Consider the following 17,825-nt stretch of genomic DNA (forward strand, 5'->3'; position numbering starts at 1 on the left):
ATGTCAGCGCATCCCCTGCTATCTACGGCAAATCTCAGATCGCATCAGCGTCGCACGAAGTGTGGTTCGCGCGTCGCGCAGCGTGGCGTGGGCCTGATCGAAGTGCTGGTCGCCGTGGTGATCCTGTCGATTGCCTTTTTGGGCATTGCCGCGCTGCAGGCCATGTCGCTGTCGTCCAACAACAGTTCCATGGCGCGCAGCATGGCCACCGTGGCGAGTTATTCGATCGTCGATGCCATGCGTGCGGATTACAGCAACGCTGTCGCCGGCGCCTATGTCACATCGACAGCGTTGAAAGCCAGCTCCTGTCCCACCGACACCAGCACGCTGGCAGCGTCGCAATTGGCGCAATGGTGTGGCCAGCTGGGCAATTCGCTCGGTGTTGCCGATACGACCACGGGAAACATCGCCTGCACCGCGGGCGACTGCACCGTCACCATTTCGTTCCTCGATGTGCGCCCGGGCGCCGATGGCTCGACGCAGCAGACCGTTGTCACCAGGGCCATGTTATGAGCGGCAGGCACGCATCTTCCTTGCAGTCATCGACCGATGCATCGCGCATGCGCAAGCCGCGTGGTTTCACCCTCATTGAGTTGATGGTGGCCATGCTGCTCGGCACGATTGTCATGGCCGGCGTGATCAGCGTGTTCATGACCAACCAGAAGGTCTATCGCACGAATCGCGGCTTGAGCGACGTGCAAGCCAACGCGCGCATGGCATTCGAGCTGATGTCGCGCGATATACGCACCGCAGGTCTCACCGGTTGCGGCAACGGCAGCCGTCTCGCCAACGTGATCAAGAACAACTCGACCACCTGGTACGCCAACTGGTCCACGCCGCTCATGGGTTACACGTCGAGCCAGAAGGATCTTGCTTCGGGTACCGGCGGTACGGAGCGCACAGCCAATACCGATTCGATCGCGCTGCTTGGCGTTGATGGCTCCGGCTATAGCGTGAAGACCAACGCGGAGCCGGCGGGTACGTTTGCGCTCAACGAGTCCAGCACCACGCTGCAGAAGGGCGATCTGGTGCTGGTGTGCGATCCGGATCATGGCGCCATCGTGCAAATGAATGCGGTGAGCGGCACCACCTTGACCCACGATACGTCGGGCACTCCCGGCAACTGCTCGAAAGACCTGAGTTATCCCACGGTCTGCAGCAGCGCCAGCAGCTATACCTTCAGCGCCAACACCCAGATCGCCAAGCTGACGGCGGCCGATTGGTATGTGGCATCCAATGGCGTCGGGGGCACATCGCTCTATCGCATGTCCCTGTCCAACAGCAGCGGCACGGTCACTGCCGTGGCCAACGAAATGGTGCGCAACGTTTCCGGCATGACGCTGGCCTACCACGTCAGTGGGGCAACGTCTTTCGTCGCCGCCGACGCGGTCGCCAGCGGTAGTTGGGGAAGCGTGGATGCCGTCCAGATCACCTTGACCATGATCAGCACGGATACGACGGCAGGCGCGGACAGCAAGCCGATCACGCGAACCTTCACCAGCACCACCACGCTACGCAACCGGGTGTCGTGACATGCATGCAATATCCCCAGATCACAAAACGCGTTCGGCGCCTTCATTCAGCGGCAAGCATCAACAGGGCATGGCGCTGGTGGTGGCCATGATCCTGATGGTGGTGATCACGCTGGTGGGCTTTGCTGCCGTGCGAGGCACGCTGATGCAGCAGAAGATGTCGGCCAATCTTTACGACCGACAGGTGGCATTCCAGAACGCCGAGGCGGCGATGCGTGCCGCGCAGCAGCGTGTGCTGTCCAATCCCACGGATATCGCACGCAATTGCCAGGCGGGTGGCGTGGTGTGTCCGGCGAACCCGTTCACCGACAGCACCATCACCTCGAAAATCATCACGGTGACGACCGGTTCGGGCGCCGGCCTGTTCACGGCGAGCAACCTTGCCACGGGCCAGCCGCAATACATCATCGAAAGCATGGGGCTCTGGCAGGACCCGAACTCCAGCACGGGCTACAGCCAGAGCGCCAACGCGCACAACTATGGCGCGCAAGGCCTTTCCACCATGGTGACCTACTACCGCGTCACCGCACGTAGCGACGATCCCAAGAATGCCGGCAGCCGTTCGATCGTCACGCTGCAAGCCATGATCAAGCAAGGCTGATTTGTGCGGCTCACCTTTCGCAGTGCTTCCACCCGACACGCCGTAGCCATCGACAGGCTTTCTTTCATGCGTATGCCATTTCGCTCGAGTTCCATGCTCGCCAAATTCCTGGGACGGCTGGCCTGCACCAGCGCGCTGGTGTGCACGCTGGGCGTGTTGAGCGCACCGGCCCAGGCGGCGGTGACGGTGGACAGTTCGCCGCTGATCCAGCGGCCAACGGTGCCGCCCAATATCCTGCTGATGCTCGACGATTCCGGCTCGATGGCTTGGGACGTGATGCCCGATTACGGCTATCTGAGCGACACGAGCGCCAATGGCCTGAGCAGCGCCAGCGTCAATGGGGTCTATTACAACCCGAGCACGACCTATAAGGCGCCGCCCACGGCAAGTGGTTCGTATTATCCGGACGCCAGCTTCACCAATGCATGGATCAATGGTTTCAAGCAGGCGACCGGCACCGTCAACCTGTCGCGCTATGACGGATCGTCGGACGTCAGCCGCAACGGTTACAGCTCAAGCAGCATCGCCTACGTCAAGAGTTTCTCCGGCACCAGCAACACTTACGCGGCGACCCAGGTCTGCAATAGCGGCGATACGGGGCCGCTGACCAGCGGCAGCAACAGCGGCAAGTGTCAAAAGGGCAGCGGGTCGGGCGCGAGCTACTACGCGCCTACCAATACCTGCGATAGCGGAAGCAGCTACAACACGACCAGCAAGCTGTGCGTGCAAAGCCCGGTCAGCATGTTTACCTACACCACGCCTACGGGCAGCGGCTACACCAGGTATTACATTGCCAGTCACGCAGGCGACTGCAAGGCCGCTGGCGTCACCAGCAGCAACTGCAGCGAGGCTGCGGCCGATCAACAGAACGCGGCCAACTGGTTCTCGTACTACCACACGCGCATTCTGATGGCGAAGAGCGGCCTGATGGCGGCCTTCAGTGGCCTTAGCAGCACCTATCGCGTCGGCTTCGGCTCCATCGACGGTGGCAGCGGCGGCAACAGTAATTACAGCAACCTGCCGACCTCGCGCTACAAGTACACGGACGGCTATAACGGCGGCAGCAATTACATCGCCCAGGTGGCGCCGTTCGGTGACGGTTCCAGCTCCACCGATCAGAAGACGGCGTTCTGGAACTGGGTGTCCAAGGCGACCGCATCCGGTGGTACGCCGTTGCGTCAGGCACTCGATGCCGCGGGCACCTATTACAAGCAGGATCAGCCCTGGCAGGCGATGAACACCGATCCGGCCAATACCAATGGCGCGGAGCTGGCTTGCCGACAGTCCTACACCATCCTCACCACGGACGGTTTCTGGAACGAAAAAACCAGCAACATCGGCAAGGATCCTGGCAACGCCGACAACACCAGCATGTCGACGGCTATCACCGGTCCGAACGGCGCCAGCTATACCTACAAGGCCACCGCCCCTTACTCGGACGGCAATAGCAGCACGCTGGCCGACGTGGCCTTCTCTTACTGGAGCAGTGACCTGCGCCCCAGTTCGCTGAACGAAGTGCCGATCAGCGATGACGACCCGGCCTTTTGGCAGCACATGGTGACCTTCACCATGGGCCTGGGTTTCACGCCCACTGGCATCAAGCCGACCGGCACCACCATCGACGATATCTTCAAGTGGGCCAACACCGGCACCGCGCCCAGCTGGGCCAGCAACTTCAGCTGGCCTGCGCCGACGGCGGACAGCATCAACAATATTTCCGACCTCGCGCATGCCGCGGTGAACAGCCACGGTGGCTTCTATTCGGCGACCAGCCCGACTGATTTCGCCAATGGTCTGGCGGATGCGCTCAGCCGTGCCACCTCCCGTACGGGTTCGGCGGCGAGCTTGTCCTCCAACTCGACGCAGTTGCAGACCAGCACGGTGACCTATCAGGCCACTTATACGACCAACAAGTGGACCGGTGATCTGCTGGCCTATACGGTCGATTCGAGCACGGGCGCCATCGCCACCAGCTCGAGCTGGGTCGCTTCGTCGAAGCTGCCGGCGGCGGCGAGTCGAAACATCTACACCACGGCCGATGGCAGCACTTCGATCGCCTTCCAGGTCTCGACCAGCGACGGCAGTCTGCCGGCGCTGTCGGCAGCGCAGTTGACGGCACTGGGGTCGAGCAAGGCGACGCAGACCGCGATGATCAACTATCTGCGCGGTGACAAGACCAACGAGGGCACCACCTATCGCAAGCGTGATTCGCTGATCGGCGACATCGTCAGTTCGCAGCCGGTCTACGTGGGGCCGCCGTCGGCCAATCAGTTCCTGGGCCAGACGTTTACCGGTACCACGACCTTCAGTCAGTACGCCAGCGACAACGCCAGCCGTGCAGGCCGCCTGTTTGTAGCTGCGAACGACGGTTACCTGCATGCCTTCGACACCAGTGGCGCTGAAGTCTATGCCTATCTACCGGGCGCGGTGATCCAGTACGGCGGACCCAGCGGCGTTGCCGGTCTGGCCGATCCGAACTACGGCAACGGCAAGACCGGTAGCCCGGATCACCAGTATTTCAACGATGGCGAGCTGGCGATTTCGGACGTCTATATGTCCGGCGCCTGGAAGACCGTGCTGGTGGGCACCTCGGGTCGCGGCCTGGCCAGGACGGTGTATGCGCTGGATGTGACCGACCCCACCAAGCTCAAGCTGCTGTGGGAGCGCTCGGCCAAAGACGGCAATACCGATGGCAAGAGCCAGTACATCGGGCAGATGACCGGCAAGCCGGTGATTGCACAGACCGCGGCGGGCACGTGGTCGGTGGTGATGGGTAACGGCTACAACAGCACCGCAGGCAAGGCCGCGCTGCTGCAGTTCGCCCTGGCCGATGGTGCGATGACGGTGTACAGCACGACGGACGGCACCGGCTTGGCGGCGCCGGCCGTGTGGATCGGCAATGCGACCGACGGCGTGAGCACGGCCGCTTATGCGGGTGATCTGGATGGCAACGTGTGGAGCTTCGACCTGACCAGCGCCGGCAGCGCGGGCACGCTGTTGTTTACCGCCACATCGGACACGGCCGGCAAGGTGCCACAACCGATCACGGCAGGCATGCTGATGGGCAAGAGCTCAACCGGTGACCTGTGGCTGTTCTTCGGTACGGGCAAGTATCTGACCACGGCCGACCTGACCGACAAGGCCACGCAAAGCTGGTACGGCTTGATCATTGCCAAGGGCACCACCAGCAGCAGTACGCCGATCACCTCGCAGACCACTAAGACGCGCGCCAAACTCGTGGCGCGTGCAATCACCTCGGAAACCTCGGCGACGGTGGACGGTGGCGGCAACGTGACCAAATCGGCCGGGCGCACCATCACCACGCCGGACGAAGCCAAGTCGATGACCGGTCTGTCCGGCTGGTACATGGACTTGCTGCAACCCAAGAGCGATGGCACCACCAATCAGCAGGGCGAGCGCATCGTCACGCCCAACCAGTTCCAGGGTAGTTACCTGCTGGCCACGACGCGCATTCCCGACTCCAGCGACCCGTGCAACCCCGCGGGTACCGGTTGGGTGATGGCAGTGGATCCGTTCACCGGCACCAATCCGCAGCAGGCCTTCTTCGACCTCAACCACGATGGTTCGGTCAACGCATCGGACAACGGCAACAGCAAGCCTTCGGCTGGCATCGCCTTCAACTCGCTGCCGAACAACCCGAACTTCGTGGGCAGCTCCATGCTGATGAGTTTCGACAACGGCTCCAATGCCAGCATCAAGACCTCGGGCGGCGGCAACAAGCTGACGCGCGTTTCCTGGCGTGAGTTGATCAATCAATGAAAGGACCAATCATGACCAAGCATGTTCGGGCCGGCGGCGTGTTCACCGCGCCGCGCGCACCCTCGTGGCGCAGCGCCGGCTTTACGCTCATGGAAATCATGATGGTGGTGCTGATCATCGCGATCCTTGGCGGCATCGCGTATCCCGCCTACATGAAGAACGTGGTGCGGACCAACCGCGTGGCCGCTGAAGGCTGTCTTTCGCAGATGTCGAGCTACATGGAGCGCTACTACACGACGTACCTTCGCTACGACAAGGCTGGCAAGGACGCGAATGCCGCGGCCAACACGCTGCCCGCGCTGGATTGTTCGTCAGCGCAGCAGTCGGGTCGTTACTACACGTTCGCCTTCGATAGCGGTCAGCCCACGCAGACGACCTACAAGATCACGGCAACGCCCATTGCCGGCACGCAGCAGGCGCGCGACACCCAATGCCCCGCATTGAGCCTGGATCAGGGCGGCCAGCGTTACGCAGGCACCGGACAGGTCGCCAACTGCTGGTAAGCGAAACTGCCGGCCAACACGCCGGCAGTTTTTTGTGCTCCGCCAATGGCGGCAGGGTCGAGAGTTTGTCGCCTGGCGTAATACATGGCCCACGCCACGTTCCGTGCTTTGCCTTACGGCTGCGCGGTTGATCATCCCTGTTCGCGCTTGCCATCTGACCACGATCATCGGTAGTTCCGATGACTGACTGTGGTGCGGGCTGTGACCTGGCGAGCGAACCCTCTCTTTCTGAACACCCGTGCGGACTCGCGAGGCTTCACCCTCGTCGAGTTGATGGTCTCGCTGTTGCTTGGCATGGTGGTGATGGCTGGTGTCGTGAGCGTGTTCACGGCCAGCCAGCGCGTGGATCGCGCAAGCCGTGCGCTGGTCGACGTACAGGACAGCGCGCGCATTGCGTTCGAGCTGCTGGTACACGACATCCGCAATGCCGGCCTCACGGCGTGTGGCAATCGCGAACGGGTCGCCAATGTCCTTGATGTAGGACCTGCCAATGGCGGAAAGACCTGGTGGGCCGATTGGAGTCATGCCCTCCGTGGATACGGCGGCAACGATGCGGATGCACCCGCCGGCAACGCTACGGGCGATCGCGTCGCGGGCACGCCGTCGTTGCAGGTGTTGCGCGGTGACGACACGAGCTTCAGCGTGGCCGCGCACGATCCGCAAAAGGCAGTGTTCACGCTGGGCGAAGCGAATACCGATCCCGCCGCGGCCGACCTATTCATCGCGTGCGACTACGATCACGCCGCCATCTTTCGTTCAAGCACCTACAGCGCGGCGGCCAAAACCGTGGGGCATGCCATGTCGGCGGGAAACTGCGCGGCAGGGCTTGGCTACCCGACGTCGTGCGGTGCGGGTGACACCTATGCCTTCGAAGCCAATGCCTTGCTTACGCGCTTGTACATGGCCGATTGGTACATCGGCCGAAATCCGGACAAGGGTCTGTCGCTATACCGATTGGGGAGCACTGGCGGCAAACCAGCGCGACAGGAAATGGTGCGGGGCGTGACGGCCATGCAGGTGGCTTATCACCAGGAAGGCCTGCCGTCGGCGTTCGTGGAGGCCAGCCATGTGACGCAATGGAACAACGTCACCGCCGTGCGCGTGACGCTGACCACGCAAGGCGCTGAAGAGCGGGCTGGAGTGAACGATGCGCCGATTGCGCGGCAGTTCTCCATGACCACCACGCTGCGCAACAGGGTTCCCTGAGATGATCGTGCACGTTTCGCCTCATCTTCCGTTTTCGCGCGGTCGCGGGCCGAAAAATCCATTGGTGCCGAGGCGATCCCGCGGCATGGTGCTGGCCATGGCTTTGCTCCTGCTGCTGGTCATCACCATGATGGGCCTGGGGGCTGCACGCAGCGCACTCATGCAACAGAAGCTGGTGACGCACCAATACGATCGGCACCTTGCCTTCGAGCATGCAGAGGCGGCGCTACGTGCGGCGCAGGCGCGCATCTCGGCTCACCCCGAGGACGTCGCACGCCATTGCCAGCAGAAGTCGGTCGTTTGTCTCTCCAACCCATTCAACGATCCACGCTTGCCGGATGGCAGCGTGCATACGGTGGGCAGCGGCACGGACGAAGGGCAGTTCATTCGCGCTTCCGTGGCTTCCGGCCAGCCCCAATACGTGATCGAAGACATGGGAAGCTGGGCTGACCCGGACTCACCCGCGGGAGTGAACCAGAGCGCCAACGCGCACGACTACGCCGCACGCAATCCGGTTTCCACGTATTACCGCATCACTACGCGCAGTGCCGATCCGGCGTCGACCGACGGCCGCATGGTGGTCGTGCTGCAGGCCACGATCAGGCAGCACTGACACCGGTGCGAAAGGATCAGCGGCTGGACCAGCGCTGGTACAGCCCCGAGTGTCGATGCACCGGTTGCTCCACGGCCAGTTGCACGATGGAGGCAGGTGCCAACAGGCTGAACCAGCGGCGTGCGCGGGTGATGCCGGTGTAGAGCAGTTCGCGCGTGAGGACGGCGCTGGCATCGCCAGGTAGCACCAGTGCGGCGTGCTCGAACTCCGAGCCCTGCGACTTGTGCACCGTCATGGCATACACCGTTTCGCGTTCGCCGAGGCGGGAAGGGAGCACGAAACGTATGCGCGTGGCATCGCTGCCCGCATCGCCTGCCACTTCAAAAGCCACGCGCAGCTGCAGGTTGCCCTGGTCGTCGGGCACGCGCAGCGCAATGCCGACATCGCCGTTCATCAACCCGAGGCTGTAGTCGTTACGGGTGACCAGCACCGGGCGGCCTTCGTACCACTCGTGGCCCGCATCGATCAGCTGCGCCTGTTGAAGGATGCCTGCGATCTGGCGGTTGAGTCCGTCGGCACCAAAGGGGCCTTGCCGCAGCGCGCAGAGCAACTGGAAGCTGCCGAAAGCATGCAGTACACCGCGTGCCCAGGCGTCATACGCTTCAACGCCCGCCGTGGCGGCAGGCCGCTGTTGCCGCATCCATTGGAGATAGTGTCGATAGCCTTGGGGCTCGGCACCGCCAGCCTGCGACAGGAAGCGCGTTGCGCCGGCATGCAGCACAAGATCAGCCAGCGAGCGGCTGTCGGCGGCGTGATCGTTCCATGCAATATCGGCGTGGGGTTCGGCGAGCAGCGCGCGAACCTGCGCAGCATCGCCGTCGTTGACGCGTTGTGCCAGCCCACCGATGCCGCTTTGCGCCCCAAAGCGATGGCTGTGGCGCAACATGGCGACGTGCTGGTCCAGGGGCTGTGCATCGTCGCGCGTCCACGCATCGATGCGGTCACCGGTAGTGTCGCGAAGCCATATGGCCGTGGCGGAGCTGTAATGCCCCTGTTCCGCGCGACGACAAAGATCACCGAGCACGGCACCGGCTTCCACCGACGACAGCTGGTCCTTGTCGCCAAGCAGGATCAGTCGTGCGTCATCGGGCAACGCGGCGAGCACGGCGGACATCATTTCCAGGTCGATCATCGACGCTTCGTCGATCACCAGCACGTCCAGGTGCAAGGGATGGCTGGCATCGTGACGGAAGCGTCGCGAGTCCGGTCGCGCGCCGAGCAAGCGGTGCAGCGTGTCCACCTGGCTGGGTATATGGGTGCGCACATGGTCATCCACATCCAGTCGCGCGATCTGCGAGCTGATGGACGACTGCAATCGCGCAGCCGCCTTGCCGGTCGGTGCGGCGAGGCGAATGCGCAAGGCGCGACCGGAAGCTTCATGGTGCAGCGTCTGCAACAGGCCCAGCAGTCGCACCACCGTGGTGGTTTTGCCGGTGCCCGGGCCACCAGTGATGACGGTGAAAGCACCGCGTGCGGCCAGTGCACACGCTACGCGCTGCCAATCCGGACCTTCAGTGGTCGAGGCAGGAAACAGGCGGGCGAGTTGCGAGGCGAGCAAGGGCGATGTGTCGTTCACGCGGGACAGGCGCTGCCCAATGGCCTGCGCCACGCGTTGCTCGTGGTCCCAGTAGCGGCGCAGGTAAACGCGGCTTCCGTCCAGCACGAGCGGCGACGATGTGGCATCGGGATCGTCGGACGACGCCATCAGCGTCGATGGCTGCAACGTCGACGGCGTGGTTGCGATCCCAGCCAGCACGGTGCGCCAGTGAGCAGGCCAGTCCGCGTCGTCGGCCAGCGCTTCCCAAGCGGCAAGGTCGAGGCACAGATGGCCGTCCGCCTGCTGTCGGCTTACCAGTGCACCCAGCAAGGGCAGGGCGGCCGGTGCCTGTGGGTCCTGCGCATCGAGGAAGCGTGCGAACGCCACGTCGAGCGGACGCAACCAGCCGCGTTCAATGGCGTGCTGCCAGGAAGCGTCATGCGGCATGTGCATGGCCTCCCGTGGCAAACAGGCGATCCATGGCTTCAATCAGCGCCTTGGGCAGGCGTTCCACGTGCACGCCGTGACCGGCACCATCGATACCGCGCAGGTACAGGTAGGCCACGCCGCCCATGTGGCGGTCATAGTCGTAGCCTGGCAGTCGGGCTTTGAGTTGGCGGTGCAGCGCCAGCGTATACAGCGCGTACTGCAAATCGTATCGCTCGCGGAGAATCGAGTCGCGCATGGCTTCTGCGGTATATGCGCTGGCGTCCGTGCCCAGCTTGTTGGATTTGTAGTCGATCACTACGTAGCGGCCCTGATATTCCACCACCAGGTCGATGAAACCTTTCAACAACCCGTGAATACGATCGGCGGCCAACGGCAGGCGAGGGCGTGCGTCCAGCGTGTGACTGGTCACCAATTGATCCAGCACCAGCGTATCGACGCGTTGTGCCTCGAACCAGAATTCCAGTTCGGCGTAATGGTGGTTCATCTGCGTCAGCGCGGCATGCATGCCATCGGGAAGCGCCAGCGGCGTTCGCAACAGCGTGGACACCCACGATGTGAGCATCGAAATGTGCGACTGCCAGCCGCGACGCTGGCAACGCCGCGCGATTTCCTTTTCCAATGCCGCTTCGTCGCCAGCGATATCGGCAAAGCCTTCGTCAGCTGCCCATTCAAGCAAGTCGTGCAGGAACGTGCCGGCTTCGGCGCCTGCGTGAAAGGCGTGGATGCCTTGCGCAGGCGCGGTTGCCGCATTCGCCAGCACGGGCTGCTCGGCAGCTGCCTCGATCAAGGTGTCCTGCGATGCCGTTTCGGGCGCCGGAAGGCGAATATCTTCCTGTTCCGCATACTTGAGCCCGCTGTAGCTGGATACACGCCAGCGCTCGATAGCCGGTCCTTCGTAGATGCGTGCTTCCCACAGCGGCGTTATGGCGCCCTGTTGCGCGGGCAGGGGATGCATGCCGGGCGCATCGAGCTCGTCGATGGCGATACCGGGTTCGTCACCGCGCATGGCGCGCAGGCGAAGCATCAGGTCGGAGGGTTCGATCTTTGCGCCGCCGGAGAGCACATGGCCGAATGCCGACTTGTTCAGCGTCGATGCCTTGCCCTGGCCCGATCGCGTGCACGCAACACCGAGCCAGCAGGCGTGTTGGGCGCGGGTCAGTGCGACATACAGCAGGCGCAGATCTTCCTGCAGTCGTTCGCGATCGGCTTGCTTCAAGGCCGCATCGCTCGGGCGCAGGTCCATGCGCAGTTCGTTGTGTTCGTCGTGCCAGGTAAAGCTGTCGTCGGCTTTCAGTTCGCGTGCGGAACAGATGAAGGGCAACAGCACCAGCGGGTATTCGAGGCCCTTGGACTTGTGGATGGTCACCACCTTGATCAGCTCGGCTTCGCTTTCCAACCGCACGATCTGCTCTTCGGCGGCGTCGCTCCGTGGATCGCTTGCCGTTGCCATTTGTGCAGCGAGGTAGCGAATCAGCGCGTGCTCACCATCCAGCGTTGACGCTGCATGCTGCAGCAGTTCGGCAAGATGGAGCAGGTTAGTGAGTGCGCGTTCGCCATCGGGGCGCGCGAGCAGGCGGGCAGGCAGGTCAAAGGCGTGCAGCAGGTCGTGCAGCATGGCGAGCACGCCGTGGTGCAGCCAGGTGGCATGCAGCTGGCGGAAGCGATCGCCACAGGATTCCCAGTGGTGTTCATCCAGATTGATGCGATCGAGTTCCTCGTCGCTTTGGCCCAGCGTCGGCGTGGCCAGCGCGGCGCGCATGGCTCGGTCGGAACCTGGTTCGGCACAGGCACGCAGCCAGCGCAGCAGGTCGGCCGCTTCCTCGGACGCATAGACCGAATCGCGGTCGGAGAGATACACGCTCTTCAGGCCGCGACGCTGCAACGCTTCGCGTACCTTTGCCGCTTCCGCGCCGCGACGCACGAGAATGGCGATATCGCCGGGGCGCAGCGGCCGTAGCACACCATCGGCGTTGCGAAAACCGCAGCGGTTCTCCTGCGCGGCAGTCAGCAGATCAACCAGGTGACTGGCGGCGTGGCGTGCCATCAGGTCGGTATAGACCCTACCGCTGATCGCTTCGTCACTGGATTGCACGGCCACCTGCATGGGTGGCAGCGGCTGTCCGTCGAGCATCAATATTTCTTGGCGCCCCTTGGCGTCGACGCGCAGGAAGGGCAGTGCATCGCGGCCCTTGCCGAAGGCAAAGGCGCCTTCCTCGTGCGTATCGGCGAAGGCAAACACCCGGTTCACGGCATCGACCAGCGGGCGCGTGGATCGGTAATTGGTGCCGAGCGTCCACGTGGGTTGTTGCGCGGTGCCGCGCGCTCGCAGGTAGGTGTGGATGTCGGCGCCGCGGAATCCGTAGATGGCCTGTTTGGGGTCGCCAATCAACAGCAGCCCGGTCGACTCGCGATGCGCGTACACGCGATGGAAAATGCGCCACTGCAGCGGGTCGGTATCCTGGAATTCATCGATCAGCGCTACTGGATATTGCTTGGCGATGGTGTCCGCGAGGCGCTTGCCGGTATGGCCATGCAACGCGCCGTCCAGGCGCTTGAGCATGTCGTCGAAGCCCAGCTGCGCTCGGCGCTGTTTGGTTTCTTCGAGCTTCGCTGCCACCCAGCGTGTGGCATGGGCCAGCACGGGTTCGCGCAGGGGTGCCGTGACGCCTTGCGCTTCCATGCACGCTTCAAGGGCGTCGAACGCCGGATGTTGCAGCGCCTCGGCGCTCTTGTTCTTGGCTGCCGCAAGATCGGAGCGCGTGTAGCGCTTCAGCGTGGCGGGTGCAATGCCGTCGCCACTCGCCCAGGCGCGCAGCAGGGCGAGTTCTTCCGCCACCTTTTCCTTGCGCATCTTGTTGCCATTGAGCGCACCGGCGGCGAGTGCCTGTGCGAACAGGAATTCGATGGCATCGATATCGTCGCGCCAACACTGCCGGGCCCTTTGCTCGGCCTCTGCCGCATTGCCGACGTGACGGCGAAACTCGTCAAGCACATGCGTGGGATCGGGCAACGGCCGCCCATCCAGGCGCAGGCTCTCCGCCGGCTGTCGCAGCAAGGGCTTAAGGTCGGCCTGCAGGTCGGCTGGCGTTTTCCACCAGCCGGTGATCAGCGCGGCGCCGTCCCTGTCCAGCGGAAAGAAATGGCAGCGCCAGTAATCGCGCACGATGTCGGCGAGCAGGGCACTTTCATCCGTATCGGTGTCCTGCTCGAACGGATGCCCACTGTCGAACGCATGCTGACTCAGCATGCGCTGGCACCATGCATGGATGGTATGGATCGCCGATTCGTCCATCCATTGCGCGGCCAGATCGAGCTGGCGTGCGGCACGTGAGCGCGTATCGTCGTCGGGATAGACGGCCATCAGGTCGCGCAGGAAATCGTCAGCAGCACGGCGTCCGCGAAAGGATTCGGCCGCCTCGCCAAGACGCTCGCGAATACGTTCGCGCAGTTCCGCCGTAGCCGCCTTGGTGAAGGTGAGCACCAGGATCTGCGAAGGCAGCAGCGGCTGGCCTTGTGGCGTGCCGTGCCCCAAAACCAGGCGCAGATAGAGCGCGGCGATGGTCCAGGTCTTGCCTGTGCCTGCACTGGCCTCGATCAGCTGGATGCCGTGCAGCGGCAGCTGCAACGGTTGAAGGGTGGCGGTGGTCATGCGTCCGCCTCCTGGGTCACCGCCGCGAGCATGGGTTGATAGAGTGCAAGCCAGTGATGGAAGCCGCCGGCTTCCAGCGCCTCGAAATGGGGCCACGCTCGTGCGAGATAGGCATCTTCCTGCACCTCGCCGACCCCGCCGAAACCGCTGCCTTCGTAGGCAAGCTGCGCCTGTTTACGCGCCTTCTCCGGATCGTCCATGTTCTGCAGCCATGCAAACGCTGTCTTGCGCGCGATGGGCAGCGGCATGCGCATGCCTTCGCGCAGACACGAGAGCAACGCGTTGAGGCACATGCGCGCGTCATCGGCATCCATCGGTTGCAAGAGCAACGTGGCATCCACGCCGATGATGCGGGTTTGCATGCGCAGCCCAAGCGCGTGGGCAATCACGTGGATCACCCACGCATTGATCGCCTTTTCGTGACGGATATCTTTCTTCTGCAGCAGCTTGCCGGTAGCCAGTTCCAGGCGAACGTAAGGTGCGTCACGGCCCTGCCGAAGATCGCTGAGCCAATCCTCCAGCCGCACACCGTGCGCCTCATGAACCACCTCGATTTTCTCTGTGACCAACGGCGAGCGCTCGCACGCGGCCAGCCAACGCATGGCGAGATCGCTGCTTTCGCGGGCAACGGCTTCACGGGCCAGTTCACCGAAGCCGCCCGGCGGCAGGGCGCCCTGTTCAACCAGTTGTCGCGCGGCCACCTCCACGGTCTCGCGCGCATCGGGTGACGTTACCGCGGCGCGAAGCACGCTGGCGGTGGCCATATGACGCTCAAGCGCGTTGAGGCCGAACGGCTCGTCGTTCATGGCCTCTTCGCTTGCATCGCTGAAGTACACCTTCAGGCGATGGTTGAAGAAGTGACGCACGGGACGTGCCGCAAAGCTTTGCAGCAGGCTGATGTTGATGGCTGCGTCCGGCTGCCAGGCGGCAAGCAGCGTGTTCATGGGAGTGTCGACGTGATCGCGGTGCGCCTGGCGCCATTCGCGCGCAAAGGTGAAAAGCCGCGTGTCGGTATCGATACCGAAATAGCGGCGACTGAAAGGCTGCAGCGGATGCACCGTGGTCATGGCATCCAGCAGGTGTTCGCCAGCGCGCGGCTCGACGGCATCGTCGCCTTCGCGATGCCAGCCCGCTGAAACATAGTCGCGCAACTGGCCAACCAGTACCGAGGGTGGAAGCACGCTGTTGTCGCGCACATGACGCCCCATCCAACTCACGTAAAACGCATCGCGCGCGGATGTCAGTGCTTCCAGGAACAGGTAGCGATCGTCCTCGCGCCGCGAGCGGTCGCCTGGTCGCGCATGGCCGGGATGGGCCATCAGGTCGAAATCCGCGGGCGCCTGGCGACGGGGATAGTCGCCATCGTTCATGCCGAGCAGGCAGACCACGCGGAAAGGAATGGCACGCATGGGCATCAGCGTGCAGAAACTGATCGCGCCGCCCATGAAACGCTGTGAAAGGCGGCTTTCATCCATCGACGAAAGCCAGTACTCGCGCACGATATTGAGCGGAAGCGGTGAGCAGAAGTTGGCAGATGCACAGGCGTCCTGCCACGCATCCAAGGCATCGTTGAGGCGTCCCAGTCGATCGCTGTCGGTGGGTTCGGTGGCGTCGAAGAAGGCCATCAGCAGCTGTTGCAGGCGGCCGTGCCAGGCGTCCGGCGTGGCCGGCTCGCGCATCGTGTCCCACCATTGCTCCAGCTGGTCGAGCAAATGCGCAAGCGGGCCGATACGTGCGGCGTCCAGGCCGCCGACCTCGCCGTAGGGCGCAATGCCTTGCCACGTGTCGCCATCGCCCACGGCATAGCCGAGCAGCATGCGGCGCAACCCGAAGCGCCAGGTGTTCTGCTCGATGGCAGGCAATTCCAGGCTTTGCTTCTGTTCTCCATCAAGGCCCCAGCGAATGCCGGCACCTTCGATCCAGCGGCGCAAGGTTGGCAGGCCGTTGTCGTCGATATCGAAACGCGCGCGCAACGCGGGCACATCCAGCAGATCCAGCAAATCGCTGACGGCGAAGCGCGACTCGGGCAGCGACAGCAAATGTTCCAGCGCCACCATCAATGGGTCGGCGCCACGCGTGGGCTGGTCGGCCACGGAGAAGGGCAGGTGGCGCGGATCGTTGGGAGGAAGGCGGCCAAACACCGCCTGCACATGCGGTGCGTAGGTCTGTATGTCCGGCACCATCACGATGACGTCGCGCGGCGTGAGCGGGTCGCCGCGTTGTGCGGCGTCTTCGAACATGGCCAGCAACTGGTCGTGGAGAATTTCCACTTCACGCTGCGGGCTGTGCGCCACGTGGAAACGCAGCGAGGTATCGCTGCCTCGCCACGGCTTGCGCCTGGACGGATCGGTCGGCAGCGGCTCCAGATCAAGAATGGCCTGCTGCATTTGCCGCAACAGCGTGCTGCCGTCGGTATCCGCAAACAGGTCGATGCTGCGGTTCCATGCGCTGAACTGGCCGCGATAGTTCTCGGGCTTGTCGAAGGCGTCGAGCAGGCGGATGTAGTCGCGACCTTGTCGCCCCCACGCTGCCAGTAAGGGATTGGCGTGCAGGTGCAGGTCTTCGTAGCGCGGTTCGTCGGGCAGGCCGGGCTTCATGCCCTGGCGGCGCTGGTTGGCCTTCAGCAGCTCGCGATCTTCGATGATGTCCGCCCAGTAATGCCGGCAGGGATTGGCCACCAGCAACATCACCTGACTGAAGCGCGAAAGCGCCGTCAGCGCTTCAAGCGTCTGTTGCGGCAGCGACGACATGCCGAACACCACGATGCGTCGCGGCAACAAGGCAGGCCGCGTTTTCAGCGTGGCGATGCGTTCGAGGAAGGCCTGATGCACGGCCGCGCGATGGTTGTGGCGCTCCTCGCCGACGTCGTCGAGCAGAAGTTGCCACAGGCGCGCCTGCCAACGTTGGTCCGCCGGCAGCGGCGTGTGCTTGCCACGCAATTCGTCTCGCAGCTCGTAGCGGCCATTCTCCCAATCAGCCAGCCAGTCGGCGCGATAGACCTGGTACTGGTCGAACAGGTCGGCCACGCGCTCGGCGAGCTGGAAACGCTTGCGCTCGTCGGGGTCATGGCGAAGAAAGTCGCGCAACGGCGCGAAATCATCCTCGTGCAGATGGGCGGGCAGCAGGCGAAGCAGGCGCCAGCTCAGGCGGGATTTGTCGAACGGCGACGTGGTGGCCACGGCGTCGCGGCCGAGCACGCTGCGATAGGCCGCCCACAGGAATCGACCAGGCAACTGCACGTCCACCGCCGCACTGATGCCAAGGCCGCCTTCGCCGGCCGGTCGGGCGAGGGCCCATTTCAGCCACTGCGCAATGCCATTGCTCTGCACCAGCATCAACTCGTCTTCCAGCGGTTGCAGCGGCGCGCGCGCGAGCCAGCCGGTCAGCAGGTCGCGCAGGTCTTCCATGCGGTTGCCATGGATCACCATCAGGCCCGGCTGGATGGGGCTTTCCAGGGGCAGGTCCAGGCTGTGACTCACGAGGGGCGGGAGAAAGTCGGGGTCATGGCGGCATTCTCGCCGAGGACGAGGGAGATGTCCCGCATGATCTCGCAGGCGCGTCGCAGCGGCTGAGAACGCGATGCGCCGATTTGTTGCGTTGCGCAAGCGCTGGCGCCCATACTCCGGGTTCAGTGTCATCCGCCGTATGGATGGCCAAATGCCACGAAGGAATGGCGCATGATGTCGCCCTGACGGCTTGTTGTGGCGAAGAACTGGTCGCTTCCCTCCGCCTGCAGGATGCAGACATCGGGCTGGTTCGAGGCGCGCTTATACCCAGTTGGGTTTGGCCGCTGACAAAAAGAGGGGCATGAACGCGCAATGGGCGCCAGTGCTTCGATGTGCTCGCTGTGGTGTTGGTGGCACTCTCGTTGAGTGCTTCGTCACGGCATGCCGAAGCCGCGTAGTGCATCACGCGAATTTGCGAATGGACGCAAGGACACTTCGATGCGCGCTG

General features: G+C 63.5%; 10 protein-coding genes. 7 read left to right on the forward strand and 3 right to left on the reverse strand.

Annotation, left to right across the window (positions count from 1 at the left end; translation table 11 throughout):
- From pilV to DK366_RS14140, 7 genes are all read left to right on the forward strand, one after another.
- Complete coding sequence (gene pilV, locus DK366_RS14110; RefSeq protein ID WP_109126219.1) at positions 1–513, forward strand: type IV pilus modification protein PilV; 513 nt, start codon at positions 1–3, stop codon at positions 511–513.
- Positions 514–560: 47 nt separating this feature from the next.
- Entirely contained in the window at positions 561–1,532 is a 972-nt protein-coding gene (locus DK366_RS14115) for a prepilin-type N-terminal cleavage/methylation domain-containing protein (RefSeq protein WP_109126183.1), read from the forward strand.
- Between the two features lies 1 nt (position 1,533).
- Complete coding sequence (locus tag DK366_RS14120; protein WP_232821050.1) at positions 1,534–2,133, forward strand: PilX N-terminal domain-containing pilus assembly protein; 600 nt, start codon at positions 1,534–1,536, stop codon at positions 2,131–2,133.
- Positions 2,134–2,199: 66 nt separating this feature from the next.
- Entirely contained in the window at positions 2,200–5,913 is a 3,714-nt protein-coding gene (locus DK366_RS14125) for a PilC/PilY family type IV pilus protein (protein WP_109126185.1), read from the forward strand.
- 11 nt (positions 5,914–5,924) lie between these two features.
- A complete protein-coding gene (locus DK366_RS14130; protein WP_109126186.1) occupies positions 5,925–6,416 on the forward strand; it encodes a type IV pilin protein in 492 nt (163 codons plus the stop codon).
- 201 nt (positions 6,417–6,617) lie between these two features.
- The gene (locus DK366_RS14135) at positions 6,618–7,622 is read left to right on the forward strand and encodes a PilW family protein (protein ID WP_157956539.1); all 1,005 of its coding nucleotides are present in this window, start codon (positions 6,618–6,620) and stop codon (positions 7,620–7,622) included.
- Positions 7,623–7,707: 85 nt separating this feature from the next.
- Entirely contained in the window at positions 7,708–8,235 is a 528-nt protein-coding gene (locus DK366_RS14140; protein WP_109126188.1) for a PilX N-terminal domain-containing pilus assembly protein, read from the forward strand.
- Between the two features lie 16 nt (positions 8,236–8,251).
- On the opposite strand, the gene recD is transcribed toward DK366_RS14140, so the two are convergent.
- From recD to recC, 3 genes are read right to left on the reverse strand one after another with little or no spacing between them, the layout of a single operon-like run.
- Complete coding sequence (gene recD, locus DK366_RS14145; RefSeq protein WP_109126189.1) at positions 8,252–10,219, reverse strand: exodeoxyribonuclease V subunit alpha; 1,968 nt, start codon at positions 10,217–10,219, stop codon at positions 8,252–8,254.
- Entirely contained in the window at positions 10,209–13,871 is a 3,663-nt protein-coding gene (gene recB, locus DK366_RS14150; protein ID WP_109126190.1) for an exodeoxyribonuclease V subunit beta, read from the reverse strand. The genes recD and recB overlap by 11 nt, the downstream gene beginning before the upstream one ends.
- On the reverse strand, positions 13,868–17,350 hold the full coding sequence (recC, locus tag DK366_RS14155; RefSeq protein WP_109126191.1) for an exodeoxyribonuclease V subunit gamma: 3,483 nt from the start codon (positions 17,348–17,350) through the stop codon (positions 13,868–13,870). The genes recB and recC overlap by 4 nt, the downstream gene beginning before the upstream one ends.
- Positions 17,351–17,825 lie beyond the last annotated feature (475 nt).

This window comes from Dyella sp. C11, from assembly GCF_003121485.1.
In the GTDB taxonomy this organism is placed as follows: domain Bacteria; phylum Pseudomonadota; class Gammaproteobacteria; order Xanthomonadales; family Rhodanobacteraceae; genus Dyella.

Bases quoted from the DNA above. Each gene is read 5' to 3' on its own strand.
- pilV (WP_109126219.1), top strand. From the start codon at position 1: ATGTCAGCGCATCCCCTGCTATCTACGGCAAATCTCAGATCGCATCAG.
- recD (WP_109126189.1), bottom strand. From the start codon at position 10,219: ATGCCGCATGACGCTTCCTGGCAGCACGCCATTGAACGCGGCTGGTTG.
- DK366_RS14115 (WP_109126183.1), top strand. From the start codon at position 561: ATGCGCAAGCCGCGTGGTTTCACCCTCATTGAGTTGATGGTGGCCATG.
- DK366_RS14130 (WP_109126186.1), top strand. From the start codon at position 5,925: ATGACCAAGCATGTTCGGGCCGGCGGCGTGTTCACCGCGCCGCGCGCA.
- recB (WP_109126190.1), bottom strand. From the start codon at position 13,871: ATGACCACCGCCACCCTTCAACCGTTGCAGCTGCCGCTGCACGGCATC.
- DK366_RS14125 (WP_109126185.1), top strand. From the start codon at position 2,200: ATGCGTATGCCATTTCGCTCGAGTTCCATGCTCGCCAAATTCCTGGGA.
- DK366_RS14120 (WP_232821050.1), top strand. From the start codon at position 1,534: ATGCATGCAATATCCCCAGATCACAAAACGCGTTCGGCGCCTTCATTC.
- DK366_RS14140 (WP_109126188.1), top strand. From the start codon at position 7,708: ATGGTGCTGGCCATGGCTTTGCTCCTGCTGCTGGTCATCACCATGATG.